A 25,480-nucleotide genomic window follows, 5' to 3' on the forward strand; every position below is an offset into this window, starting at 1 on the left:
GGGAAAAACTCATAAACTCTATTATATCGTAAAACATTGAAAAAAAAAGTGTTACAAATACCCTTTTTCCTTCAAACTCACAAATTTTTGATCACCGATCACTAGATGATCAAGCAGCTGTATTCCAATCAGCTTCCCACATTCAAAAAGTCGCTGTGTGACTTCAATATCTTCCCTGCTGGGCGTCGGATCTCCAGATGGATGGTTGTGCACACATATAAATGAAGCGGCCGAACGTTTAAAGGCCTCTTTAAAAATTTCGCGCGGGTGAACAATCGACGAATTTAGACTTCCGATAAACACAGTATGTTTATGAAGAACTTGATTTTTGGTATTGAGATAAAGACAAACGAAATTCTCCTGCGTCAAAAATCTCATATCTTCCATCACAAAATTCGCACCATCCTCCGGCGTGCGGATCACATAACGATTGTCCGTCGTTTGATGGTGTAATCTAGTGCCGAGTTCTAAAGCAGCTAAAAGAGAGATCGCCTTCGCTTTTCCAACTCCTCGAATCTTTGACAATTCTTCAATCGAAGCTTCCTTCACAGAACGAAGACCACCAAATGTTTGTAAAAGTCTTGCGGACACTTGAAGAACTGATTCCTTTTTTGTACCTGTTCTCAAAAGAATCGCGACAAGTTCATGGTTTGATAAGCTGCTTGGGCCATATTTGACAAATCGTTCGCGCGGCTTTTCATCATGAGGAAAATGCTTTAGCAGCATAGGGAAATGATTCAAGATCTACACTCCTTTTTTGATTCCTTCCCGTCATCAAAAAGGGGTGATACCAAATGTTTCAAGCACTCTGACTGTTTTAGCAATAGGGAGTCCTACAACGGAAAAATAATCACCGTCTATTTTTTGTACAAACAGGGCACCTTTTCCTTGAATGCCATAGCTTCCAGCTTTATCAAGAGGCTCACTGGTTTCAATATAGCGGTCTATTTCATCTTGTGTAAGCGGCCAAAATGTCACGTCTGTCTGTTCATAAAATGTTTCTTTTCTATTCTCTGATTGAATCGTGACACCAGTCAAGACTTGATGTGTCTTACCTGACAATAATTGAAGCATTGAGGCTGCATCTTTCTTGTCTTTTGGCTTTCCAAGACATTTGCCATCAATTGCAACAATTGTATCTGCACCAATGATCACAGCTTTGGGATGTATTTTTTGAATATCATTTGCTTTTTGTTCTGCCAACCATTGGACGTTCTCAGCAGGAGAAAGGTTTCGATTTATTTCTTCTTTTAAATCACTTGCCTGAATGTCATAAGAAAACCCTGCTAAATCAAGCAATTCTTTTCTTCTAGGTGATTGAGATGCGAGTATTAACTGGTTCATGTTTGTTCATCCTTTCAGGGTTTAGCCTAAGAAGTAAGATACCCATTCATCCTATCAAATGAACATCTTACCGACAATTGACGAAAATGCCATTTTCATGTTCCTACATCATTATGTTGGAAGCAAAAGAAAAAAACTAGTCATTTTTTGACTAGTTTGGCTGTTAAAAACATGATTTTACGTATTTAGTTGATCTAATAGCGCTTGCTGAGATTTCCAGCCATTTTCAGCAGATGGGTCATTTAAAAGCTGTACAGCTTTCAGCAAACTGCTTTTAGCTGGTGCATCGGTTGTTTTGGCATTTTCGAGTTCAGAAATCAGCTGAGTGACTTCTTTTTGATCCACATCATCTCCTGCAATCATCTTAGAGGATAAGACAGATGCCTTCTCTATTAAACCTGTCAGCTCATCCGGCACTTGAAACGAGAGCTCTTTTCCTCCCCATGCTTCAAAGTGCTGATCGATCAATTTTTTCCCAACGGCACTTGTCATCCCTTGTTCTGTGGCAAGTCCGGCAATCACATAATATCCATCATCCATTGATACCTTTTTACCTGCATATCCTGCCTCTTTTAAACTGTCCACTAAGTCATCTGCTCCTTTTTCAGAAGAAAACTTTCCAGCCTGCACCACAAAGGTTGAAAAATGACCTGATGCACTTTTTTCACCTTCATTGTCCTTTGACGTATCTGCAAGATCAGCCGGTGGCGCATCTCCCCCAGCTTTCGCCGAAGGTCCGCTTCCAGATGCTGAGACGCTGATATGATCGCCTCCTGATGGATTGGCAGACCCATCTTTACTTAAACTTAATGCAAATACACCGAGGCCTGTCCCTAGAACGACTGCAAACACAATCGTAGTCATCACTCGTTTGAAGGGACCGCGATTTTTACTGAACTTCTGGTCAAAAGAACCTTTTTTCTTTTGATAAGGTGTGACGACCTTTGGATCCGAATGGTAAATGTGATCAGCTGCATCGTCCCATTGAAAATCTTCTTCTTTCGGTTTGGACGGTTCCTCCTCGGAAGCGGCTGTCTCCTGTTCCGACTGCCTCTTTTCCTCCCAGTTCGAAAACGTCACTTGATCCTCTTGCTGTTTTTGAGGTTGATGCTCTTCTCCATGCAGCATTTCTTCCTTGCCATTAATATTGACCTTTAACCCTTGTTTTTTTGCCTGCCTTTTTTTCACTGTCATTCCCCGCTTTCTGACATTGTTTGTAAGAAAGACCTTTCTGTCCAATGAAATAGCGCGAATGTAACCCGTCCTTCTTTCTGTTTCACACTTTAACATAGCCAATAAAAAAAAGAACAAGACTTTTGTCGGCAGGTTCAAAAAGTGTTCGCCAATTTTCTCATCCAAAAAAATCGCGAATTGGGTTTAACAGATCACCACAAAAAAGATAAAGCCAGAAAGAACAAGCGATGGCAGGAACAAAAGGAAAGGGTTCATTTGCCTTGTAAGAAAACACCTTTGCGTAAACCATTCCAGTGACAGACGAAAGAAAAAGAATGGTCAGAAACGGCTTAAATCCGAAGCAAAATGCAAGCACACCAAATAGTTTGACATCCGCTCCCCCCATACTATTTGGCTTGAAATGTTCAAAACTATAAAACAAAAGAAGACAAATAAGAAGAGATGCCGCTCCTTCCCACCAAATAAAAAGCGGTTCTAGCGTGCGGTATATGGCGAAAAGAGGAAAAAAGAAGAGAAAGAGCTCGTTGGGTACTCTCATATAAAAAAGATCGCTCACGACAGCAATCACGAATAAACTACATAGACTCACAAGAAAAAGGCCCTCAAAAGAGAAACCAGCATGTCTATAAACGAGGAAAAAAAGGCCGCCTGTCAACAGCTCAACCAGTGGATAAAGCAAAGAGAGCCGGGTTCCACAATGCTTACATGACCCTTTCAATACAATATAAGAAACAAGCGGGAGCATGTCGTGAAAAGAAAGCGGCTCTTTACAAGCTCCGCAGTGTGAACGAGGAAAAAGAATAGACCGCTTCATTGGAAGCCTCTCACCAACTAGATGAAAAAATGACCCCATGACCATGCCTGTGAAAAACATAAAAAAATCAATCAAATTAGGTGACTCCTTCCGTAAATAGAATAGACCGGATTGTACCATAGCGATTCACCTTTGATCACCTTGCGAAAAAGTGATTTTCCCCCTCTCCTACATATCAAAAGAAAAAAGACGCACACTGCATAGAAGCAATGTGCGTCTTTTCCTTACTGTAAAATACGACTTCGTACATCTGAGATAAAATAAAGGGAACCTGTCACCAGAATCATTGCTGAAGGGTCATCTCTTTTCTTCTGAATGAAGTCAAGCACTGCACGAGGGTCTTCATCAAACGATTTTGCTTCTAAATGACTGCAATCATAAAGCTTTTCCGCTGACTCAGCTCTTGGAAAGTCAAAGGAAACAAAATGAATCGATGAACTAATCCTTTCAAGCTTCTCGATCATTTGTTTGTAAGGTTTATCTTTTAACGCACTAAAACATACATGAACCTGTTTACTAGAAAAATGAGCTTGTACAGTTTCGATTAAACGGTCCATTCCTTCTTCGTTATGAGCACCATCTAAATAAACAAGAGGCTCATCTTGGATCTTTTCAAATCTTCCAGCCCACACCGCTTGCCGAATTCCTTCATACACTTGCTCATCTAGCACATGGATATATCCTTCTTGCTCCAGCCATTCGATCATTAGAACGGCAAGGGAGGCGTTCTGCCTTTGATGCGTTCCGATTAACCCTGTCTCTAGCTGCGAGTACTCCCTTTTTGGGGTAGTGAATGTGAAACGTTCACCTGTTTCTGTCGGCTGCTGGTCCTTAAAGGTACAAGTATCATGTAACGAGATAAACGGCGCATTCTTTTCCTCGGCTTTGTGTTGAATCACAGTAAGAGCTTCCGCTTGATGAACGGCCGTGATCATCGGAATCCCAGTTTTAATAATGCCAGCTTTTTCTGCTGCAATCTGATCAAGTGTGTCGCCTAAAATGGCCATATGATCGTGACCAATCGACGTAATTGCTGTTAAGATGGGCGCTGCCACATTTGTAGAATCAAGTCTTCCGCCAAGCCCTGTTTCCAAGAGGACAAAGTCTACTTGGTGCACATGGGCAAAATAAGCAAACGCACATGCTGTAATGATCTCAAACTCTGTTGCTGCACCAAGCTCTGTATCATCTAATTCATCAACTAAAGGCTTGATGTCGTTCACCAAACTCAGCCACTCTTCGTCCAAAATCGGCTCCCCATTAACACTAATTCGTTCATTGAACGTTAAAATAAATGGTGAGGTGAAGGTTCCAACTGAATAGCCCGCTGACTGTAAAATGGATCGAGTAAATGCAATCGTTGATCCTTTTCCATTTGTTCCAGCTACATGCACCGCTTTTATTTTTTGTTCAGGATGGTCTAGTCTGTCCATCAGCCATTTCATTCGTTCAAGTCCCGGTTTGACACCGAAAGCGAGTCTGCTATGAATCCATTCAATGGCTTCATGATAGGTTGTAAACAATGTCATCTCTCATTTCATACGAAATTTTCAAAAAAGACGACTCCAATTCATTAGGAGCCGTCTTTTCACTCTTATGCTTTCAGCTCTTCAATACGCTTTTGAACAGCTTCGCGTTTTGCGACATAATCACGTTCTTTCGCACGCTCTTCTTCTACGACACTTTCAGGCGCTTTTTTCATAAAGCCTTCATTGCCAAGTTTTTTCTGTACGCGTTCAACTTCTTTTGTCAGCTTATCAAGCTCTTTTTGCAGACGGGCAATTTCTTCGTCTAAATTGATTAAACCTTCAAGCGGAAGAATGAGCTCTGCTCCAGAAATAACTGCTGTCATCGCTTTATCACTAGCAGGAACATCCGTGCCAATTTCAAGCACACTTGGATTCGTGAAGCGCTCAATATATGAACGGTTCTTCTCTAAACGTTCCTGTACATCAGATGTGGATGCTTTGATATATAGCTCGACTTGTTTGCTCATTGGTGTGTTGACTTCACTGCGAATGTTACGAACAGAACGAATCAGTTCAACAAGCAGCTTCATGTCAGCAGAAGCCTGTTCGTTTGAAAGCTCAGGCTTCACTTCAGGCCATTTCGCAACCGTAATAGACTCACCTTCGTGAGGCAGATGCTGCCAGATTTCTTCTGTTAAGAACGGCATAAACGGATGTAGAAGTCTCATCGTTTGATCTAATACATACGCAAGGATCGAACGAGTCGTTTTCTTCGCCGCTTCATCTTCTCCATAAAGCGGAAGTTTCGCCATTTCAATGTACCAATCACAGAAATCATCCCAAATGAAGTTGTATAAATGTCTGCCCACTTCACCAAATTCATACTTATCAGCAAGCTGTGTGACACTTTCAATTGTTTCATTTAAGCGTGTTAAAATCCATTGATCAGCAACTGATTTTTCTCCTGTTAAATCAAGCTCATCGTACGTTAAACCATCCATATTCATGAGAGCAAAACGGGATGCGTTCCAAATTTTGTTCGCAAAGTTCCAAGTGGATTCAACCTTTTCAAAGCTAAAACGTAAATCTTGACCCGGAGAGCTTCCAGTCGCTAAGAAATATCTCAATGAATCCGCTCCGTACTTGTCGATGACCTCCATTGGATCAATTCCGTTGCCAAGTGACTTACTCATTTTACGCCCTTGTTCATCGCGAATAAGACCGTGAATGAGGACATCTTTAAATGGTTTTTCTCCTGTGAATTCAAGACCTTGGAAGATCATACGGGATACCCAGAAGAAGATGATGTCATAGCCTGTAACAAGCAGGTTTGTTGGATAGTAGCGCTTGAAGTCTTCACTATCTGCATCCGGCCAGCCCATTGTAGAGAAAGGCCAAAGCGCTGAACTAAACCATGTATCAAGCACATCGTTATCCTGTTCCCAGTTCTCTATATCTTCTGGCGCTTCTAGTCCAACGTATACCTCTTTCGTTTCTTTATGGTACCAAGCTGGAATGCGGTGTCCCCACCATAGCTGACGAGAAATACACCAGTCACGGATATTTTCCATCCAGTGTAAATACGTCTTTTCAAATCGGTCTGGAACAAATTGAACTTGCTCATCACCTTTTTGCAGATTGATGGCTTCATCTGCAAGCGGCTGCATTTTCACAAACCATTGTGTTGATAAATATGGCTCCACTACAGCGCCACTGCGCTCACTGTGACCAACTGAATGCATGTGGTCCTCAATTTTGAACAAAATGCCTTCTTCTTGAAGATCTTTCACAAGCTGTTTACGACATTCGAAGCGGTCCATTCCTTTGTATTGAAGTGCGTTTCCATTCATTGTGCCATCTTCATTCATCACAAGAATGCGCTCTAGGTTATGACGGTTTCCAAGCTCGAAGTCATTCGGGTCATGAGCCGGCGTAATTTTTACAGCTCCTGATCCAAATTCCATATCGACATAGTCATCCCCGACGATTGGAATCTCTCGGCCTGTAATTGGTAAAACAACTGTTTTCCCAATCAAATGCTGATAGCGTTCATCTTCAGGATGTACAGCGACTGCCGTATCTCCCAGCATCGTTTCAGGTCTTGTTGTCGCAATTTCAATCGAACCTGATCCATCTGCAAGCGGATATCTCAAGTGATAAAACGCACCTTGTACATCCTTGTAGATGACTTCAATATCAGAAAGGGCCGTTTTTGTTGCTGGGTCCCAGTTAATGATGTATTCTCCGCGATAGATCAATCCTTTTTCATACAATTGAACAAACACTTGGCGGACTGCTTTATTCAAGCCTTCATCTAATGTGAAACGCTCACGCGAATAGTCTAGACCTAGACCCATTTTCGCCCACTGGCTGCGAATAAAATCGGCATACTCTTCTTTCCACTTCCACGTTTCTTCTACAAATTTTTCACGTCCGAGATCATAGCGGCTCACACCTTCTTCGCGAAGCTTCGCCTCTACCTTGGCTTGTGTTGCAATACCCGCATGGTCCATTCCTGGCAGCCATAAAACATCATAGCCCTGCATCCGTTTCATACGAGTCACGATGTCTTGAAGGGTTGAATCCCAAGCATGCCCTAAGTGTAATTTTCCTGTCACGTTTGGTGGAGGAATGACGACTGTATATGGATCTTTCGTTTTGTCATTTTGTGCTTCGAAGAATTTCCCTTCAAGCCAGTACGTATAGCGGTCTTTTTCAATCGCATTTGGATCGTACTTTGTTGGCATTTCTTGATTATTTGTTTCCATTTGTGTTACCTCCACATTTTTTCGGCTGATGAAACATAAAAAAAGCCTTCTCATCCTTATAAAAGGACGAAAAAGCTTTTTCGCGGTACCACCTTTTTTCACGAGACACTTAGACGTGTTCCGTACTCTCTAAAGGATAACGGGGATCTCCCGAATTTCTCTACTACATGTTTCAAGAAATTAAGCTCACAGGCGACCTTCCAAACAAGTGCATCCTAGAAAACCTTTCAGCTATTGGTTTCCCTCTCTTTAGGGTCTTGCTCGTACTCTTCCTGATCCACGCTTACGATATATCACGTTCATCAGCTTATACTCATCTTTTATTAATATTACTAAATGCCTTTTGTTTTCGTCAATCATCTTTTCCGCTTTTCTTCTTCTTTATACAAATTGGGCAGGCACCCTTTGCCTCTTTGCCCATATGATAATAACAAAATAAAGAAGGAGGGCGTTTTATTTTGAAAAAGATCAATCCTTACACACTCCCCCCATGGCTTAGACAAATTCGGGCAGTTGCCTCCCAAGTCGTTCTCCCGATTGCCATATTTCAAGGCTTTCGTACGATCATTTTTCCCACAACATTTGACGTCCTCATCTTAGGAATTCTCATATTTCTCGCCTGTGCCTTTCATCTTGATTGGTTTTAAGAGAGCTGAATGTTGCAGGCTCACTCTTATGTATAGGTCATCCCTCGTTAGACATTTCATAGCGCAACAGCAAACAACCTCGTCACTCTTCTGATGACGAGGCATTTTGCTCTTCTTCAAGGCGTCTAGCCTGCTCAATTTCGTGTATTTTCATGACGGTCGGCTCAGAATTTTTCATTTGCCAATACGCCCTTAACAGCTCCTGACAACTTTCCATCTCATCCTGTCCGCCTGCTTCATAGGCTTTCACCGTATCAAACAAACCCTGCGGATAAGCGAGGTAGCTCAAGAACAAATGAATCTCTTCCTCACGAAGTTTATTTCCCTTTTGATACGTATAAAACAAGGATGTGCATTCAGGACAAGGAGTAGGGTAGGTTTTGAATGTACGATAGTAAAAGGTCAAAAGGTCATAAATGGGGGCAGCCTTTTTGGACCGCTCAAAATTGGTGAAATGTCCTGTACCTACATCATTGTACAAAAAGTGATGGATCGACAATTGCCCATGGTTTAACACAATACGTGTCGTCTCTTGGTCTTTCATTTCCTCATGCCAATCCTCTAAACGTTCAAGTGCAAATTCACTTGCAGACATCGCTTCTGAAAAATACATAGCAGCAGCCAGCTCAAATGGCGACATATACCATGTTTGTTCTGCCCGCTCGATAAATCGTTCATACATGTCTTTCTCTGTTTCCCATTTGCTTTTCATTTGGGTGTAGTGAGCTTCTATTTCCTGCTCAGTAATGTCCATCATGACTTCTGTTCGTTTATGAAGTCTTGCAATCTCTTGAAATAAATATTCATGTTTATCGTCCTGCTCTTCTCTCTTTTCATTCGTCAGCCATGGCATAAGGTAATACGTGTACTGGCTTTCTCGTTGATTTGAGAAAAAGGAACCGCTCTTCGTGCGATAAATCGGCACAAAGGAGCGATAGCCTTTTGATTCTAGTTCAAGCATTTGCTCTGTAAACTGCATGTGTCGATGGGGTTTTACTCGCTTTAGTGCAAATACGCCCTGCTTTGTATACACTCTAACGACAGCTGGACTGACAGGTTCGATATATTCAGCCTCAAGCCCATATTCGTATAGGACAGATTGGATTTCATCCACGTTCTCTCACCACATTTTCTCGGTCCATCATCTCATACTATGCATTGCTTTTTTGATATTCAGGAATATAAAGAATCTGCCCTTCTTCAAGCTCTGCATCCACCGACAATGAATTCGTTCGAAGGAGCTGCTGCACATTCAACTGATATCGCTCACAAATACGATCGACCGTATCTTCTTGCTGAACTATACATATTTTCATGCGAGAAAAATCTTCCTCCTCCTGCTTAGCGAACAGCTTCGTTAAATAAAGAGAATTCTCACTGCCAGACGCTTCTCTCTGGTCATGTTCAAACTCCTCAGCTTCTTGAGCTGATTCATACACCTTTGGTGCTTCACGTTCATATAATCGTTCGAACTGATAGCTGTCATCCCGCTCTTCCTGTGTCTGTTCCATCTGATAAGCAGGTGATTCAAAGGCTGGATAAGCTGGCGGCTCTTCTTCTTCCTTGCTCTCTGCTTCAGGGTCTTTCCTCACTTCCACCTCAAAGAACGTATCATCCCGCTCCTCTTCTTCTAACAGCTTAGGCGGGTCAAAGAATGGCGGCTCTTGAACTTGAGCTTCTGGGAAGGAACGATACCCAAGCGCCACGGCTTCTTCTTCCTCATTTTCCTCCTCTTCTTCTGTTTCTTCCACCATCACCGTCTCGATGTCTATTTCATCCTCTTCTTGTTCAGTTCGCGCTTCATGTTGCAAAGCGGCCTGCTGTTCTGCATTTTCTTCATGCTCTTCATATTCAGACTGCGCCTGATATTCATAAGTGACATCGCCATATTCCTCTTCAGCACGATGGACAAATTCATATGGCTCTCCTACAAGCGGTTCAGGCGTTCCTTCATCTAACAGACCTTCAATGGCCAAATCAGCCTGAATCGTGAGCAAACGACTTTCTGTCAGCTGGTAATCAAATGCATCAATAAACACAAATACATCATTTAAATGACTAATTTTGTTCTTGGGGATCGTGATATCCACCGGAAATTGATGCAGCAGCTCAGCCGTTCCGTCCTCTCTTACCTTCACCTCATCAGCCTGCCTGTATGATGCATAGGAACTGGATTCACCCATTAGCTCCTCTTGATTTATGTTGTATTCTCCTGTTAGCTCGAGTGAACCTCTAATGGAAACATAATCATTCACTTCTTGAACGAGAATGTCAGGATCGAGAGAAATTGACAGCAGCTCACTGACTTCCTGTCCGTTTTTGAAATAAATGGACTCTTCTACCGAAAACTGTAATCGATTGTTTTGAGACAAGTCGGTGTCCTCCTTTCATCTAATCCTTCAAAATAAAATTAGATGTCAATACAGGTGTATGAAAGAGGCGGTGAAAATATGATTGGTTTTATGCAAAGCAAAAAGCCGATATGTCTCCATATCGGCTTTTGGTTACTGAGCTAATTTTTGAAATACCTTTTCAACTGTCTCAATCGTATACTCGATGTCTTCATCCGTATGAGCAGTTGATAGGAACAGCCCTTCGAATTGTGAAGGTGGAAGGAAGATACCGTGATCAGCCATTTCCTTGTAGAATTCAGCGAATAAAGCGAGGTCAGCTGTTTTCGCTGTATCGTAATTGACGACTTGTTCGTTTGTAAAGAAGAATCCAATCATGGAACCTGCACGGTTAAATGTTAATGGAATCCCATGTGCTTTCGCCGCTCTTGAAATACCTTCTTCCAAACGATCTCCTTTGCGTCTAAACTCTTCATAAGACTCAGGTGTCAGCTGTTTTAATGTTTCAAGACCTGCTGTCATCGCAAGCGGGTTACCGGATAACGTTCCTGCTTGATAAATCGGGCCGCTTGGCGCAATTTGTCTCATAATGTCCGCTCTACCGCCATAGGCACCAACTGGCAGACCGCCTCCGATGACTTTACCAAGACATGTCAGATCAGGCGTAATGCCAAAATAGCCTTGTGCACAATGATAATCCACACGGAAGCCTGTCATGACCTCATCAAAAATGAGTAAAGAGCCATATTGCTCAGTGATGTCTCTCAATCCTTGCAAGAAACCTTCCTGCGGAGGGACAACACCCATATTTCCTGCAACTGGTTCTACAATGACACCTGCAATGTCGTCTCCAAATTCTTCAAAAGCGACTTTGATGCTTTCTAAATCATTGTATGGAACGGTGATCGTATTGCTTGCTGTACCTTCAGGGACACCAGGGCTATCCGGAAGTCCAAGCGTTGCCACACCCGAACCAGCTTTAATAAGCAAAGAATCACCGTGGCCATGATAACAGCCTTCAAATTTCACAATTTTGTTTCTGCCTGTAAAACCACGTGCTAGACGAAGCGCACTCATCGTCGCCTCTGTTCCAGAGCTGACCATACGAATGACCTCAATAGAAGGAACTCGTTCTGATACAAGCTTAGCTAATTCATTTTCAACTAAAGTAGAAGCACCGAAGCTTGTACCATGTTCAGCTACTCGCTGAATACTTTCAACCACACGGTCATTTGTATGCCCTAAAATAAGCGGTCCCCATGATAAGACGTAATCAATATATTCATTTCCGTCAATATCGTATATTTTTGCGCCTTTGCCTCGTTCCATAAAAATCGGGTCTGTATTGACTGATTTAAATGCGCGTACAGGGCTGTTCACACCACCCGGCATTAACTGCTGCGCTTCTTTAAATGCTTGCTTTGACTTTTCATAGCTACGTCCCATTTCAACGTCCTCCTGTCTATCCGTTCTTTATTCTGAGAGCCATTTTGCTGCATCTTTTGCATGATACGTAATGATTAATTCTGCGCCTGCACGTTTCATGCTAGTCAGCATTTCAAGAACAAGCTCTTTTTCAGAAATCCACCCATTTTGAGCTGCTGCTTTGACCATTGCATACTCTCCGCTCACATTGTAAGCAACAACAGGAAGTGTAAATTCATTTTTCACATCACGCATGATATCTAAGTATGAAAGTGACGGCTTCACAATCAGGAAGTCAGCGCCTTCTTCTACATCAGACTGCGCTTCTCTCAGTGCTTCTAAGCGGTTTGCAGGGTCCATTTGATACGTTTTACGATCTCCAAACTGCGGTGTGCTATGCGCCGCATCACGAAACGGACCGTAAAAAGCACTTGCATATTTCACAGCATATGACATGACAGGCACATGAACAAAGCCGGCCTCATCAAGCGCCTCACGAATTGCAAGCACAAAGCCATCCATCATATTTGATGGAGCAATGATATCTGCACCTGCACGAGCCTGACTGACAGCGGTTTTCGCTAAGAGCTGAAGAGATTCATCATTTAAAATTTCTCCATCTTCAACGATTCCGCAATGTCCGTGATCTGTATATTGGCATAAGCAAGTATCAGCAATGACCACAAGCTCTGGGAAATGCTTTTTGATTTCAAGCGTTGCTTTTTGAACGATCCCATGATCGTGATAAGCTTCACTGCCTACATGGTCTTTATGGTCTGGTACCCCAAAAACAATGATAGATTTAATCCCAAGGTCAACAAGCTCTTGGACTTCTTCTTTCACAAGATCAACTGAAATGTGATAGACACCCGGCATTGAAGGGACTTCTTTCCGGACATTCTCTCCCTCTACAAAAAAGATGGGATAAATGAAATCAGAGGGTCTTAAAAATGTTTCTCTCACCAATTCTCTCATTCCTGCGCTTGTACGCAATCTGCGGTGTCTGTTAAATTTCATCATTGGTTCAACTTCCTTTCAGATAAACGGCACATTAAATCAAGCATCCCGTCTATCGTATAAGTATCTGGGGTTTCAGAAGAAATCCCGTATTGAAGCAGTGCCTCTTGTGTAAGAGGACCGATGCTCACAAAACATGTGTCTGATGCAGCTAATCTATCGATATCAGCCTCCATGGCGTGCATAAAAGAATGAACAGTGGAGGAGCTTGTAAATGTAATAAAATCAAATGATTGCTCCATCATTGCCGACTTGAGTGCGATAATTCCGTCCTCATCCTTCACTGTTTCATATATAATCCACTCTTTTACGTCAATGCCAAGCGGAACGAGGGTATTCTTCACCACATCTCGTGACAGGTGGCCTTTTGCTACAAAGACACATTCTTCTGGGTGTACATGTTCAATTAAAGCATCTGCCAGTTCTTCTGCTATAAATCGCTCTGGAACCACATCCACTTTTAAGCCGTGCTGCATTAGATAGGCAGATGTTTTTTCACCTACAGCCGCCACTTTCAAGTGGGATAGGCTTTGATGTAATTGATGCTTCTCTATATAACTGAGAAAAAAAGACGCACCATTTACACTTGTAAACACAAGCCAATGGCTTGCTTCTAAGTCTTCTAAAAATGCCTTCGCTTTTACTTTTGTAAGCGTTGGTTCAAACCTGATAAGAGAGGTTAAAACAGCATGGCCGTTCAGCGCTTCAATTTTCTGCTGAAACGCACCCGCTTGACGTTCATTTCGAGTGACAAGCACCGTCTGTCCGTAAAGCGATTTGGCTATCGTCATTGGGAAGACAGATCCTTTTTCACCTTGTCGATCAAATCCTTTGCTCCCTTATCAGCCATCTGCTTCGCACATGCTGTTCCGATTGCATCAGGGTCAGTACCTGTTACGGTTTCTCGAATAATCGTATGCCCATCCGCAGATGCCACAAGACCTGTCAATTCAATTTCATCACGCTCATTCATCGTTGCGTAACCAGCGATCGGCACTTGACAGCTTCCATCCATTTGCTTAAGGAAGGCTCTTTCAGCAAGGACCGTTTTCTTTGTATACTCATTTGTGAATTGAGCTAACAGCTGCAAGAGCTCTTCGTCATCTCCGCGGCATTCTATCGACAATGCGCCCTGCCCCACAGCAGGAAGGCAAGTATCAGGAGATAAAAATTCCGACACGACTTCTTGACTCCAACCCATTCTAGACAATCCGGCAGCCGCTAGAATAATCGCATCATATTCTTCATTTTTCAGTTTTTCGAGTCTCGTATCAATGTTTCCACGGATCCATTTAATCTCAAGATCTGGTCTCTCCTGAAGAAGCTGAGCACTGCGCCGTAAGCTGCTCGTTCCCACAATCGCTCCCTTTGGTAGTTCATGAAGACGGAGATGATCCTTTGAAATCAATGCATCCCGCACATCTTCACGCTCAGGAATACAGCCGATGACTAAACCTTCTGGAAGAGAAGCCGGCATATCTTTCATGCTGTGTACTGCCATATCGATGTCATGGTTCAGCATTGCCTGTTCAATCTCTTTAACAAACAGACCTTTTCCGCCAACCTTTGATAAGGTCACATCTAAAATTTGATCACCCTTTGTCACAATCTCTTTAATTTCAAAAGAATAAGAAGGGTTTAGTTCAGACAACTTTTGAATGACCCATTTTGTTTGTGTAATCGCAAGTTTGCTTCGTCTAGAACCTACTTTAATTGTTCGCATTACGTCTTCCTCCCGACAATGCCCTTAAGACTCATCATTATTGAAACCAATGAAAGGTTGATAAGCTACCAAGCAGAAAATAATTGATCATCAGCACAAGAAATGAAGCGACATTCCAACGCGCCACGATTTTGCCTTGCATATTTCTCACCAGTCTAATGTATAAGTAAAAGCCATATAAAAACAGCATAATAAACGAACCGAGCACCTTTGCATCTGTCCAGTACAACGTATCATACGAAATATATGCCCATATAATGCCAAGAATTAAACTAAGCAAGAGCATCGGCACGCCAATAATATTTAAGACATACGCCATATGATCAAGCTTTGATAAGTCTTCAATTCTCAAAAGCCATTTTCCCCATTTTTTCTTTTTCAGCAAACGATATTGAAATAGATAGAGTAGTGAAAAAGCAAATGAAAGTGAAAAAGCGCCATATGATAAAATGGCCATCGTAATATGAATGACGAGCAGCTCACTCGTCAGCTTTCCCGTCAGTTCGGCAGAATGAAGATCGGATGGTGTAAAGGTGTGAATCGCCATCATGGAAAAACCAATTACATTTGTAAAAAAGACAATAAATTCAACGCGTAATACTTTTGTCAAAACGAGTGACAATGTCACAAGCACCCACGTATAAAAATATAACCCCTCTGCTACATTCAACACAGGGAATCGGTCTGTTTCCATCATAATATAAAACATGTAGACTGTTTGCAGCAGCCAGACAATAGAAAGCAACCAGAAAGCCATTTTTCCAGCCTTCCGGTTGTGTTGAAGAAAATCTATGAAATAGAACAAGACACTGAGTGCATAGATCAAGATCGTCGCTTCGCCTAGTCTCGCTACAATGGATTCCATCATCGCCTAATCACTCACTGGCAACTGTAGCAAGGCCTTGTGCCATATTTGATTTGAACAGTTGAAATGCCCCTTGCTCCACCTGCATCGGCTCTGCCTTTTGCTCTTCATCTTCAACCTGTAAATCAAAGATTTCTTTAAAGAGTAAAAGTTTTTCCTCTGCATTCGGCTCCCCGGCAATTTCTTTAGCCTTTAAGATAGGATCTTTCAGCATTTGATTGATGATGCTTTTCGTATGTTTATTTAACAGCTTCATTTCACGATTTGTGAGGTTTGGAAGCTTTCGTTCGATGCTTTGCATCGTATCCGCTTGAATCGAGAGTGCTTTTTCTCTTAAAGCAGAAATCACAGGAACCACTCCGAGCGTATTAAGCCATTGCTTAAATTCCACAATTTCAGCTTCGATGAGAAGCTCCACCTCTTCAGCTACTGCACGGCGCTCTTTCAGGTTAGCTGCCACAATGCCCTCAAGGTCATCAATGTCATACAAAAAAGCACCTTCTACTTCAGAAATAGCTGGATCTAAATCACGTGGTACTGCAATATCCACCATGAATAGAGGTCTGCCTTTTCTCTGTTTGTTCGCTTTTTCGACCATTTCCTTTGTGATCACAAATTGTTTAGCCCCAGTAGAGCTAATTAAAATATCCGCTTCAGATAAAGTTTTTTCTAATTGATTCAAGCTCTTAGGCTCTCCTGAAAAACGACCGGCAAGTTCTTTGGCCTTTTCAAACGTTCGATTGATGACTGTTACCTGGCCAATCCCTTGACCTTGAAGGTTTTGAGCCGCCAGCTCGCCCATTTTACCCGCACCAAGAATAAGGACATGCTTATCAGAAAGACGTCCAAAGATTTTTTTGGCAAGTTCCACTGCCGCATAGCTGACAGATACAGCATTAGACGCAATATCTGTTTCCGCATGAGAGCGCTTCGCAACTGTTACCGCCTGCTTAAATAAATAATTGAAAACGGTACCAATGGTCTTCTCCTCTTGAGCGACTTTAAAGCTTGAGCGCACTTGACCGAGTATTTGTGTTTCACCAATGACCATAGAATCAAGTCCACAGGCAACCCGGAATAAATGCTCAACTGCTCCATCATTTTCATAAAACTTCAAATATGGAGAGACATCTTCTTTTTCTAAACCGAACCAATCTGCTAAAAATCTTTTTATATAAAACCGACCAGTATGAAGCTGATCTACAACTGCGTAGATCTCTGTTCGATTACATGTTGAGATGACGATATTCTCTAGAATGCTTTTTTCTTCTTTAAGCTTGGACATCGCTGTTCCGAGCTCGCTCGGTTCAAAGCTCAGCTGTTCCCGTATCTCAACAGGGGCTGTTTTATAATCTAAACCCACAACAAGAATATGCATAACTTCAGCTTGCACCCCCAACGCCCTGTCTAATTTATAATAATTACAATATAGAATTTATTATTTATAATGATTATAACATATATTCATTTTTAACTGGATAAAAATTGTGAACAGATTTCAAAAATGTTGTGATATAGTAGAAAAATGTTCGACATCGAATGCCATATCATCACTTCAAGCAATTTACCAGATTTGGCGCGTGCGGACAAATGATCTGCTTATAAGAAGGTGACATCTTTGAAGAAGAAATCTATTTTGCTGCCGCTCACTTTGCTGGCTGTAGCACTATATGCCATTCTCTCAGGAGATCAATTTGACATTTGGAAAGATCAGGAGAAATGGTATACACTTGTACTGCTTTTTGGCCTTGCTTTCTTATATCAAGGAAAGAAGGAACAGGAAACCTCTCATGTGTTTATCGGTATGCTCATGACAGGCCTTGCGCTACACTTTATCCTTCAGCCGAAATTAGAACACTGGCCAGATACATTTACGATGATTGTGTTCATCGTCGGCCTCGCACTTTTGATGAAGTCATCACAGAAAAAGGAATATCGAATAGAAAGTATTGTTCTCATTGCACTCGGTCTATTCCTTTATTTCTTTCAACAAATTACGAAGCAACTTAGCACACTTTCGATCCCTACTTCCGGTTTTGAATTGTACTGGCCATATGTATTGATTGCCGTCAGTCTCCTCTTATTATTTTTAAAAAGGAAATAACTTATACAATAAAAAGGCATCTGCATATAGCAGATGCCTTTTTTTAGCTGTTAATCTTCGCAAGGATCGCATTCCAGGCTTCATCTTTTCCCTTTTTTGTTTCAGAAGAGAAAAGGATTAATTCATCTGATGGGTCGATGTCGAGTGTCTGTTTGACGACTTTCGCATGCTTTTCCCATTTGCCTTTTGGAATTTTATCGGCCTTTGTCGCAATAATAATCACAGGAACTCCATAATATTTAAGGAATTCATACATGTTCACATCATCTGCGGATGGCTTATGACGCAGATCCACAATTTGGACGACTGCTTTTAACTCTTCACGCATTGTAATATACGTTTCGATCATTCTCCCCCATGCTTCGCGCTCTGTTTTTGATACTTTCGCAAAGCCATAACCGGGGACGTCCACAAAATGGAGCATATCATTAATAATGTAAAAATTAAGCGTCTGGGTCTTTCCTGGTTTAGAAGACGTACGCGCTAAATTTTTCCGATTAATCAATGAGTTAATGAACGAGGACTTTCCAACATTTGATCGTCCAGCAAGTGCGATCTCAGGCAGTCCCCCGCTCGGGTACTGCTCTGGTTTCACCGCACTAATGACGATATCTGATTTTGTTACTTTCATCTTCCCTCTCCTACTAACGCTTTCTCAAGCACCTCATCTAAATGTGAAACCGGAATAAAAGTTAATCCTTCTCTCACACTTTCAGGAATATCATCAATATCCTTCTCATTGTCCTTTGGAAGAATAATCGTTTTCAGTCCTGCACGATGTGCGCCTAATGCTTTTTCTTTTAATCCGCCAATCGGAAGCACTCTTCCTCTTAACGTAATTTCTCCTGTCATGCCAACCTCTTTTGAAACAGGACGTCCTGTGAGTGCTGATACAAGAGCCGTCGCAATGGTAATACCAGCTGATGGCCCGTCCTTTGGAACCGCACCCTCTGGAACATGGATATGAATATCGTGCTTTTCATTAAATTGAGGATCAATGTTCAGTTCATCTGCTTTTGAACGGATATAACTGAATGCCGCCTGCGCAGATTCTCTCATGACATCACCGAGCTTACCTGTTAGCAAAAGCTTGCCTTTACCAGGCGAGAGTGAGACCTCGATGGACAAGGTGTCTCCGCCAACTGTGGTATATGCAAGGCCTGTGACAACGCCGACCTGATCGGTCGTTTCCGCCTGACCATAACGGTAAAGTCTTTTTCCGAGGAATTCAGATAAGTTCTTTTCCGTCACTGTGATGCGTTTGCGGTCTTCAGCCACAATTGCTCTTGCCGCTTTTCGGCAAATCGCCGCTAGCTGACGCTCTAACCCGCGGACTCCTGCTTCTCTCGTGTAATAGCGAATCATATCGTAAATCGCTGCTTCACGAAGCTGCAAGTTCCCTTTCTTTAATCCGTGCTCCTTTAGCTGCTTCGGCAGAAGGTGATCTTTCACAATTTCTGCTTTTTCAACTTCCGTATACCCTGCAATCGTGATAATCTCCATTCTATCACGAAGTGGACCCGGAATGGTTGCTAAATTGTTGGCAGTTGCGATAAATAACACTTGAGACAAATCAAATGTCTCTTCAATATAATGATCGCTAAAGTTATGATTTTGCTCTGGATCTAACACTTCAAGCATCGCAGAAGACGGATCTCCTCTAAAGTCAGAAGACATTTTATCAATTTCATCTAAAAGAAAGACCGGATTCATTGTGCCCGCCTTGCTCATCCCGCGAATGATACGGCCCGGCATCGCACCTACATAGGTTCTTCGATGACCACGGATCTCAGATTCATCACGTACACCGCCAAGAGAGATACGGATAAACTTTCGATCAAGTGATTTAGCAATGGATTTTGCAAGTGACGTCTTCCCTACCCCAGGAGGTCCTGCCAAGCAAAGAATCGGTCCCTTTAATGAATTTGTTAGTTTTTGAACAGCAAGATATTCGAGTACCCGCTCTTTTACTTTTTCAAGCCCGTGGTGCTCGTCATCTAAAATTTCGCTTGCAAGCTTTAAATCTAGACGATCTTCTGTATAAGTGCCCCACGGCAGATTGATCAGCCAATCAATATAATTGCGAATGACAGAACTCTCAGCAGAGCTTGAAGGGATTTTTTCATAACGGTTCAGTTCTTTTAAAGCCGTTTCACGAACGGAATCTGGCATGCCGGACTCTTCAATTTTAGCCATAAGCGTACTGACTTCGCCTGTTTTCCCCTCTTTGTCTCCAAGCTCTTTTTGAATAGCTTTCATTTGTTCGCGCAAATAATATTCTTTTTGCGTTCGCTCCATTGAACGTTTGACACGCTGGCCAATTTTCTTTTCAATCTCTAGCACTTCTTTTTCATTGTGAATGAGACTGATGACCCGATTCAACCGTTTTTTGACATCGACTGTTTCCAGCACTTCTTGCTTGTCTTTTAATTTCAAAGGAAGGTGGGAAGCGACGATATCCGCCATTCTTCCAGGTTCTTCAATATCCGTCACCGTTGCATATGTTTCAGCTGAGATTTTTTTTGAAATTTTTATGTACTGATCAAAGTGATCTAACAAAGTGCGCATGAGTGCTTCTGCTTCTGCGTCCTTTAATTCTTCTTCTGTCAACTCTTTAATATCGACTGACGTATAGTCTTCTAGCTCCATGTAGGATTCGATCTGCGCTCGATTTAAGCCTTCGACGAGCACACGGATCGTTCCATTTGGCAGCTTCAGCATTTGTTTAATTTTTGTGTAGGTGCCGACTTTGAAAATTTCCTCTTCACCTGGTTCATCTATTGAAATTTCCCGCTGTGTTGCTAGAAAAATCATATGATCGTTCATCATGGCCTGTTCTAATGCTTGAACAGACTTTTCGCGCCCAACGTCCAAATGCAAGACCATTGTTGGATAAACAAGCAAGCCTCGCAGTGGAAGGAGCGGAACATTCTTTTTGATTTCATCTGCCATGTTGATAGACACCTCCGTCACTAGTATGAATCATTATAATATACCTGTTTCAGTCTTGTACAATGTAAAAGACTTGAGAAATGATGATCTTACCGTAGTATACCCTTTCTTTTTATCTTGAAAAAGAAAAAAAGATCTATTTCACTAAAAAATCCCCATATGAGATGGGGATTAAACAGATTTCCTTTTCATTTCTTCTTCTAGTCCATCTTTCTTCTCATCTGGCGGATTGACCAAACACTGATCCAGCACTTCTTGGAAGTGCTTCACAGGCACAATTGTCACCCCTTCAATCTCTTTTAAGATCGACTGCTGATTGTCATAAGGGATGATCACTGTTTTGACACCCGCTTGTTTGGCTGCCTTGATTTTTGGTATGACACCGCCAATCGGCTTCACCTGACCTTGTAATCCAATCTCACCGGTCATCGCCGTTAAATGATCAATCGGGATTTGATGAATGGCTGAGAAAATGGCTGTGGCCATCGCAATTCCAGCAGACGGCCCATCAATCGGGGCACCAGCCGGAAAATTAATGTGGATATCATATTCATTTGTTCGTATGCCTAAGTTTCGAAGCACGGTTAAGACATTTTCAACTGAGCCCTTCGCCATACTTTTCCGTCTGATCGATTTCGACTGATTGCCGATGCTTTCTTCTTCCGCAATACCAGTAATATTGATACTGCCTTTTTCAAGCGCTTTACAAATGTTCACTTCAATTTCAAGCAGAGCCCCGCTGTTCGGTCCATACACGGCAAGACCATTTACTACTCCTACCTTTGGCTTTTCCGGTACTTTTTGTTCATATCTTGGTGTCAGCTGGCTTGAATGAATGACCCATTCTACATCGGCGATCGTAATATCCTTTCGGTTTTCAGTGACAGCCATACCTGCGGCAATCTGTACCATGTTGACCGCTTCACGTCCATTTTTCACATAGGATGTTAGCAGGTTCAGTCCTTCGTCACTTAATTCCTTCTGTATTTTCTCGACTGCTTTAGCTGCAACAATTTTCAGCTCATGCTGATCCAAATCCTTGAAGAAAATCTCCAAACATCTTGATCGAATAGCCGGCGGAATTTCGTCTGGTGTTCTTGTCGTGGCGCCAATCAGTCGAAAATCAGCGGGTAACCCATTTTGAAAAATATCATGGATGTGATTCGGGATTTGCGTATTTTCTTCACTGTAATAAGCACTGTCTAAAAACACTTTTCGATCTTCTAGCACTTTGAGCATTTTGTTCATTTGAATCGGATGCAGTTCTCCAATTTCATCGATAAAGAGAACGCCGCCATGAGCATGTGTGACGGCTCCTTGTTTCGGCTGCGGAATGCCGGCCTGTCCCATGGCCCCTGCTCCTTGATAAATGGGATCATGTACAGAACCAATCAAGGGGTCTGCGATGCCTCGTTCATCAAATCTTGCCGTTGTGGCATCAAGCTCAACAAATACTGCATCTTTTTTAAATGGTGAATCAGCGTGACGCTTCGCCTCTTCCATCACTAGACGGGCAGCAGCTGTTTTTCCAACACCAGGCGGCCCGTAGACGATGACATGTTGCGGGTTCGGTCCACACAGGGCTGCTTTAAGTGCACGTATACCGTCTTCCTGCCCTACAATATCTTGAAACCCCTTTGGCCGGACTCTCTCTGATAAAGGTTCACTCAGTTTAATGGATCGCATCTTTCTGAGTGCTTCCATTTCTTTTTTTGATTCTTTATCGATCGTCACCTTTTGTGTGCGCTGATTTTTCAGTAAGTTCCAAAAGTACAACCCGATGACGATACCAAAGAACAGTTGTATGAATAATACGATTCCTGTCCAGCTCAATCGGTGCTCCCTCCTTCATCTATCGTTATGTATTGGTTTCTGTCTGCTAGTATTTCCTAGAGCTGGACGGAATAAACACAACTTCCACGATAAATAAAAAACTCCTGAATCAAACGATTCAGGAGTCATCAAACGGGCTTATGCCGATGTTTTTGTATCTTTATTCACGACTGTACCGTCTTTTAAGACAAGACGAGGCGGCTCACCATCAGCAACCGTTTCACCAGTAATGACACATTTCTCAATATCATCACGAGATGGAAGATCAAACATCACATCAAGCATGATGCCTTCAATGATGGAGCGAAGACCACGAGCTCCTGTTTTACGCTCAATTGCTTTTTTCGCAATTTCGCTAAGAGCATCTTCTTCAAACTCAAGCTCAACATCATCAAGCTCAAGCATTTTTGTATATTGCTTAACGAGCGCATTTTTAGGCTTCGTCAAGATTTCTACAAGTGCTTTTTCATCTAACGGCTCTAGGCTTGCAATAACCGGAAGACGACCGATGAATTCTGGGATTAAACCGAAGCGAAGTAAGTCTTCTGGCAGAACTTTTGATAGAAGGACTTCTTTTTCAAGATCTTCAATTTTATTTTCCGCACCGAATCCAATGACTTTTTGACCTAGGCGGCGTTTGATGATTTGCTCAATGCCGTCAAAGGCTCCACCACAAATGAAGAGGATATTTGTTGTATCAATTTGAATGAATTCTTGATGAGGATGCTTACGTCCACCTTGAGGCGGTACACTAGCGACTGTTCCTTCAAGAATTTTCAAAAGGGCTTGCTGTACACCTTCCCCAGATACATCACGAGTGATAGAAGGGTTTTCTGATTTTCTTGCTACTTTATCGATCTCATCGATGTAGATAATGCCTTTTTCAGCTTTTTCTACATCATAATCTGCTGCTTGGATCAGCTTTAGTAAAATATTCTCTACGTCTTCCCCAACGTAACCTGCTTCTGTTAAAGACGTCGCATCTGCAATCGCAAATGGAACATTTAAAATACGTGCAAGCGTTTGAGCAAGTAATGTTTTACCGCTTCCTGTAGGTCCAATCATAGAAATGTTACTTTTCGAAAGCTCAACATCATCAATCTTACTGTTGGAATTAATCCGCTTGTAATGGTTATAAACCGCTACAGCTAAGGATTTCTTCGCATTCTCTTGTCCGATGACATATTCATCAAGAATTTCCCGGATTTCATGAGGTTTCGGAACATCCTTGAATTCAACTTCTTCCTCAGTACCGAGCTCTTCTTCAACTATTTCCGTGCAAAGCTCGATACATTCATCACATATATATACGCCAGGTCCTGCGACCAGTTTACGCACTTGATCTTGCGTTTTTCCGCAAAACGAGCATTTTAATTGACCTTTTTCCTCGTTGAATTTAAACATTCTTTCACCCCTTATTCTTCTTCACTTGCCTGTAGCTAACAGTCAGCTACCCTTCTGGGTCCAGTATGTATGCATTTTACCATACTTTCCTAAAAGACGGTAATGATGTGTTTGTAACACTGCACATTGAGATATGTATGACAGAAAGATGCGACTTACACTATCGTTTCCAAAAGAAGCGATGATAAGTCAAAAATTGTACAAAACAAGGCACGAGTCACTCGCGCCCTGTTTTATTATTATGCACCATATTAACGGTTTTCTACAAGAAAATCAATTGCTTTACGAACTTTTAAATCTTCTTTCATTGCTTCAGTAGAACCGATCGCTTGTTTGATATTTTCAACTGGCATGTTGTATGCTTCAGCCATTTTTGAAAGTTCTTCTTCCACTTCTTCATCAGACACTTGTAGGTCTTCTGCAGCAGCAATTGCTTCAAGAGTAAGATTAGATTTTACGCGTTTAGCAGCATCTTCTTTCATTTGCTCTTTTAGCGCATCTTCATCTTGTCCAGAGAACTGGAAGTAAAGCTCAAGGTTCATCCCTTGCATTTGAAGACGTTGTTCGAATTCTTTCATCATGCGGTCTAACTCAGTGTCAACCATCGCTTGAGGAACGTCAACTTCCGCATTTTCAGAAGCTTTTGCTACTAGCTCTTCACGAAGTTTGCCTTCTGCTTCGTTTTCTTTTGCTTCTTCAAGACGTTTCTTCGTTTTTTCAGTTAATTCAGCAATCGTTTCAACTTCTTCATCAACATCTTTAGCGAACTCATCGTCAAGTGCTGGAAGTTCTTTTGCTTTGATTTCATGAATTTTCACTTTGAATACAGCTGGTTTACCTGCAAGGTCTTCAGCATGATATTCTTCTGGGAATGTCACTTCAACATCTTTTTCTGCACCTGCTTCAAGACCAACCAATTGCTCTTCGAAACCAGGGATGAATGAACCAGAACCTACTTCAAGAGAGTAGTTCTCAGCTTTTCCGCCTTCGAATGCTTCTCCATCAACGAATCCTTCGAAATCTAGAACAACTGTATCGCCGTTTTCGATTGCGCCTTCTTCTTTGACAACAAGCTCAGCTTGACGGTTTTGCATAGCTTTTAACTCTTCTTGGACATCTTCATCAGATACAGATGTGTCGTCTTTTTCTACGTTAAGACCTTTGTAGTCACCAAGTTTTACTTCTGGCTTCACTGTTACTTTTGCAGTGAAGATTAAGCTTTCGCCTTTTTCGATTTTCTCAACATCGATTTCAGGGCGGTCAACCGGCTCGATACCAGCTTCGTCGATTGCTTTCGGATATTCAACTGGAAGAAGAATATCTAGTGCATCTTGATAAAGAGATTCTACTCCAAAACGCTGCTCGAAAAGACCACGTGGTACTTTCCCTTTACGGAATCCAGGGATTGATACTTGCTTAACTACTTTCTTAAATGCATCATCAAGTGCTTTGTTAAATGTTTCAGCGTCAACTTCTACTGTTAAGACACCTTCGTTACCTTCTTGTTTTTCCCATTTTACTGACATGTGTGTTTCCCTCCAAAAATCTATTCAGATTGTGCGTTGTTACA

Annotated in this window: 21 protein-coding genes and 1 other annotated feature; of the genes, 2 read left to right on the top strand and 19 right to left on the bottom strand. The window is 42.0% G+C overall.

Going from position 1 to position 25,480, the window contains the following annotated elements; all coding sequences use genetic code 11:
• Positions 1 to 51 precede the first annotated feature (51 nt).
• The 6 genes from radC to V7L95_RS00715 form a co-directional block, all read right to left on the bottom strand.
• Positions 52 to 726 (bottom strand): DNA repair protein RadC, encoded by a 675-nt coding sequence (gene radC, locus V7L95_RS00690; protein ID WP_026050121.1) that lies wholly within the window; start codon positions 724 to 726, stop codon positions 52 to 54.
• A 48-nt stretch (positions 727 to 774) separates the two neighbouring features.
• Complete coding sequence (locus V7L95_RS00695) at positions 775 to 1,344, bottom strand: Maf family protein (RefSeq protein ID WP_017358136.1); 570 nt, start codon at positions 1,342 to 1,344, stop codon at positions 775 to 777.
• Between the two features lie 177 nt (positions 1,345 to 1,521).
• Complete coding sequence (locus V7L95_RS00700; protein WP_076822503.1) at positions 1,522 to 2,538, bottom strand: SPOR domain-containing protein; 1,017 nt, start codon at positions 2,536 to 2,538, stop codon at positions 1,522 to 1,524.
• A gap of 157 nt (positions 2,539 to 2,695) precedes the next feature.
• Positions 2,696 to 3,427, bottom strand: a complete 732-nt coding sequence (locus tag V7L95_RS00705; RefSeq protein WP_076822355.1) for an A24 family peptidase — start codon at positions 3,425 to 3,427, stop codon at positions 2,696 to 2,698.
• Positions 3,428 to 3,576: 149 nt separating this feature from the next.
• A complete protein-coding gene (locus V7L95_RS00710) occupies positions 3,577 to 4,881 on the bottom strand; it encodes a folylpolyglutamate synthase/dihydrofolate synthase family protein (RefSeq protein ID WP_340967808.1) in 1,305 nt (434 codons plus the stop codon).
• A 65-nt stretch (positions 4,882 to 4,946) separates the two neighbouring features.
• Positions 4,947 to 7,589 carry a valine--tRNA ligase gene (locus V7L95_RS00715; protein WP_072367476.1) on the bottom strand — a complete coding sequence of 881 codons (2,643 nt, stop codon included), beginning with the start codon at positions 7,587 to 7,589 and terminating at the stop codon, positions 4,947 to 4,949.
• Between the two features lie 59 nt (positions 7,590 to 7,648).
• Positions 7,649 to 7,878: a binding site (T-box leader), on the bottom strand.
• A 166-nt stretch (positions 7,879 to 8,044) separates the two neighbouring features.
• Here V7L95_RS00715 and V7L95_RS00720 point away from each other — a divergent pair.
• Complete coding sequence (locus V7L95_RS00720) at positions 8,045 to 8,236, top strand: hypothetical protein (protein WP_024718406.1); 192 nt, start codon at positions 8,045 to 8,047, stop codon at positions 8,234 to 8,236.
• Positions 8,237 to 8,318: 82 nt separating this feature from the next.
• Here V7L95_RS00720 and ysxE read toward each other — a convergent pair whose 3' ends face one another.
• From ysxE to hemA, 8 genes are all read right to left on the bottom strand, one after another.
• Complete coding sequence (ysxE, locus tag V7L95_RS00725) at positions 8,319 to 9,350, bottom strand: spore coat protein YsxE (protein ID WP_148943546.1); 1,032 nt, start codon at positions 9,348 to 9,350, stop codon at positions 8,319 to 8,321.
• Between the two features lie 37 nt (positions 9,351 to 9,387).
• Positions 9,388 to 10,608, bottom strand: a complete 1,221-nt coding sequence (locus V7L95_RS00730) for a LysM peptidoglycan-binding domain-containing protein (RefSeq protein ID WP_057079245.1) — start codon at positions 10,606 to 10,608, stop codon at positions 9,388 to 9,390.
• A gap of 132 nt (positions 10,609 to 10,740) precedes the next feature.
• A complete protein-coding gene (gene hemL / locus V7L95_RS00735; RefSeq protein ID WP_072367473.1) occupies positions 10,741 to 12,033 on the bottom strand; it encodes a glutamate-1-semialdehyde 2,1-aminomutase in 1,293 nt (430 codons plus the stop codon).
• Between the two features lie 27 nt (positions 12,034 to 12,060).
• Complete coding sequence (gene hemB, locus V7L95_RS00740; RefSeq protein WP_025207726.1) at positions 12,061 to 13,032, bottom strand: porphobilinogen synthase; 972 nt, start codon at positions 13,030 to 13,032, stop codon at positions 12,061 to 12,063.
• Positions 13,029 to 13,820 carry a uroporphyrinogen-III synthase gene (locus V7L95_RS00745; RefSeq protein WP_108611474.1) on the bottom strand — a complete coding sequence of 264 codons (792 nt, stop codon included), beginning with the start codon at positions 13,818 to 13,820 and terminating at the stop codon, positions 13,029 to 13,031. The genes hemB and V7L95_RS00745 overlap by 4 nt, the downstream gene beginning before the upstream one ends.
• On the bottom strand, positions 13,817 to 14,752 hold the full coding sequence (hemC, locus tag V7L95_RS00750; RefSeq protein WP_340967810.1) for a hydroxymethylbilane synthase: 936 nt from the start codon (positions 14,750 to 14,752) through the stop codon (positions 13,817 to 13,819). The genes V7L95_RS00745 and hemC overlap by 4 nt, the downstream gene beginning before the upstream one ends.
• 37 nt (positions 14,753 to 14,789) lie before the next feature.
• Positions 14,790 to 15,620: a cytochrome c biogenesis protein gene (locus tag V7L95_RS00755; RefSeq protein ID WP_008342830.1), complete on the bottom strand. Its 831-nt coding sequence runs from the start codon at positions 15,618 to 15,620 to the stop codon at positions 14,790 to 14,792.
• Positions 15,621 to 15,627: 7 nt separating this feature from the next.
• Positions 15,628 to 16,995 (bottom strand): glutamyl-tRNA reductase, encoded by a 1,368-nt coding sequence (gene hemA, locus V7L95_RS00760; RefSeq protein ID WP_008342832.1) that lies wholly within the window; start codon positions 16,993 to 16,995, stop codon positions 15,628 to 15,630.
• Positions 16,996 to 17,235: 240 nt separating this feature from the next.
• Between hemA and V7L95_RS00765 the strand changes: the two genes are divergently transcribed.
• Positions 17,236 to 17,721: a hypothetical protein gene (locus V7L95_RS00765; RefSeq protein WP_007501561.1), complete on the top strand. Its 486-nt coding sequence runs from the start codon at positions 17,236 to 17,238 to the stop codon at positions 17,719 to 17,721.
• Between the two features lie 43 nt (positions 17,722 to 17,764).
• Here V7L95_RS00765 and yihA read toward each other — a convergent pair whose 3' ends face one another.
• From yihA to tig, 5 genes are all read right to left on the bottom strand, one after another.
• Complete coding sequence (yihA, locus tag V7L95_RS00770) at positions 17,765 to 18,352, bottom strand: ribosome biogenesis GTP-binding protein YihA/YsxC (RefSeq protein ID WP_007501562.1); 588 nt, start codon at positions 18,350 to 18,352, stop codon at positions 17,765 to 17,767.
• Complete coding sequence (gene lon / locus V7L95_RS00775; RefSeq protein WP_007501564.1) at positions 18,349 to 20,673, bottom strand: endopeptidase La; 2,325 nt, start codon at positions 20,671 to 20,673, stop codon at positions 18,349 to 18,351. The genes yihA and lon overlap by 4 nt, the downstream gene beginning before the upstream one ends.
• 171 nt (positions 20,674 to 20,844) lie before the next feature.
• Entirely contained in the window at positions 20,845 to 22,506 is a 1,662-nt protein-coding gene (gene lonB / locus V7L95_RS00780; protein ID WP_007501566.1) for an ATP-dependent protease LonB, read from the bottom strand.
• 138 nt (positions 22,507 to 22,644) lie between these two features.
• Positions 22,645 to 23,910 (bottom strand): ATP-dependent protease ATP-binding subunit ClpX, encoded by a 1,266-nt coding sequence (gene clpX, locus V7L95_RS00785; protein ID WP_017358145.1) that lies wholly within the window; start codon positions 23,908 to 23,910, stop codon positions 22,645 to 22,647.
• A 251-nt stretch (positions 23,911 to 24,161) separates the two neighbouring features.
• Complete coding sequence (tig, locus tag V7L95_RS00790; RefSeq protein WP_017358146.1) at positions 24,162 to 25,436, bottom strand: trigger factor; 1,275 nt, start codon at positions 25,434 to 25,436, stop codon at positions 24,162 to 24,164.
• Between the last annotated feature and the right edge of the window lie 44 nt (positions 25,437 to 25,480).

It is taken from the genome of Bacillus sp. PPSBB_11, from assembly GCF_038023285.1.
GTDB lineage: Bacteria > Bacillota > Bacilli > Bacillales > Bacillaceae > Bacillus > Bacillus altitudinis.

Coding starts and splice junctions, on each gene's coding strand:
- radC (WP_026050121.1), bottom strand. CDS start 726: ATGCTGCTAAAGCATTTTCCTCATGATGAAAAGCCGCGCGAACGATTT.
- V7L95_RS00695 (WP_017358136.1), bottom strand. CDS start 1,344: ATGAACCAGTTAATACTCGCATCTCAATCACCTAGAAGAAAAGAATTG.
- V7L95_RS00700 (WP_076822503.1), bottom strand. CDS start 2,538: ATGACAGTGAAAAAAAGGCAGGCAAAAAAACAAGGGTTAAAGGTCAAT.
- V7L95_RS00710 (WP_340967808.1), bottom strand. CDS start 4,881: ATGACATTGTTTACAACCTATCATGAAGCCATTGAATGGATTCATAGC.
- V7L95_RS00715 (WP_072367476.1), bottom strand. CDS start 7,589: ATGGAAACAAATAATCAAGAAATGCCAACAAAGTACGATCCAAATGCG.
- hemL (WP_072367473.1), bottom strand. CDS start 12,033: ATGGGACGTAGCTATGAAAAGTCAAAGCAAGCATTTAAAGAAGCGCAG.
- hemB (WP_025207726.1), bottom strand. CDS start 13,032: ATGATGAAATTTAACAGACACCGCAGATTGCGTACAAGCGCAGGAATG.
- V7L95_RS00745 (WP_108611474.1), bottom strand. CDS start 13,820: ATGACGATAGCCAAATCGCTTTACGGACAGACGGTGCTTGTCACTCGA.
- hemC (WP_340967810.1), bottom strand. CDS start 14,752: ATGCGAACAATTAAAGTAGGTTCTAGACGAAGCAAACTTGCGATTACA.
- V7L95_RS00755 (WP_008342830.1), bottom strand. CDS start 15,620: ATGATGGAATCCATTGTAGCGAGACTAGGCGAAGCGACGATCTTGATC.
- hemA (WP_008342832.1), bottom strand. CDS start 16,995: ATGCATATTCTTGTTGTGGGTTTAGATTATAAAACAGCCCCTGTTGAG.
- yihA (WP_007501562.1), bottom strand. CDS start 18,352: ATGAAAGTAACAAAATCAGATATCGTCATTAGTGCGGTGAAACCAGAG.
- lon (WP_007501564.1), bottom strand. CDS start 20,673: ATGGCAGATGAAATCAAAAAGAATGTTCCGCTCCTTCCACTGCGAGGC.
- clpX (WP_017358145.1), bottom strand. CDS start 23,910: ATGTTTAAATTCAACGAGGAAAAAGGTCAATTAAAATGCTCGTTTTGC.
- tig (WP_017358146.1), bottom strand. CDS start 25,436: ATGTCAGTAAAATGGGAAAAACAAGAAGGTAACGAAGGTGTCTTAACA.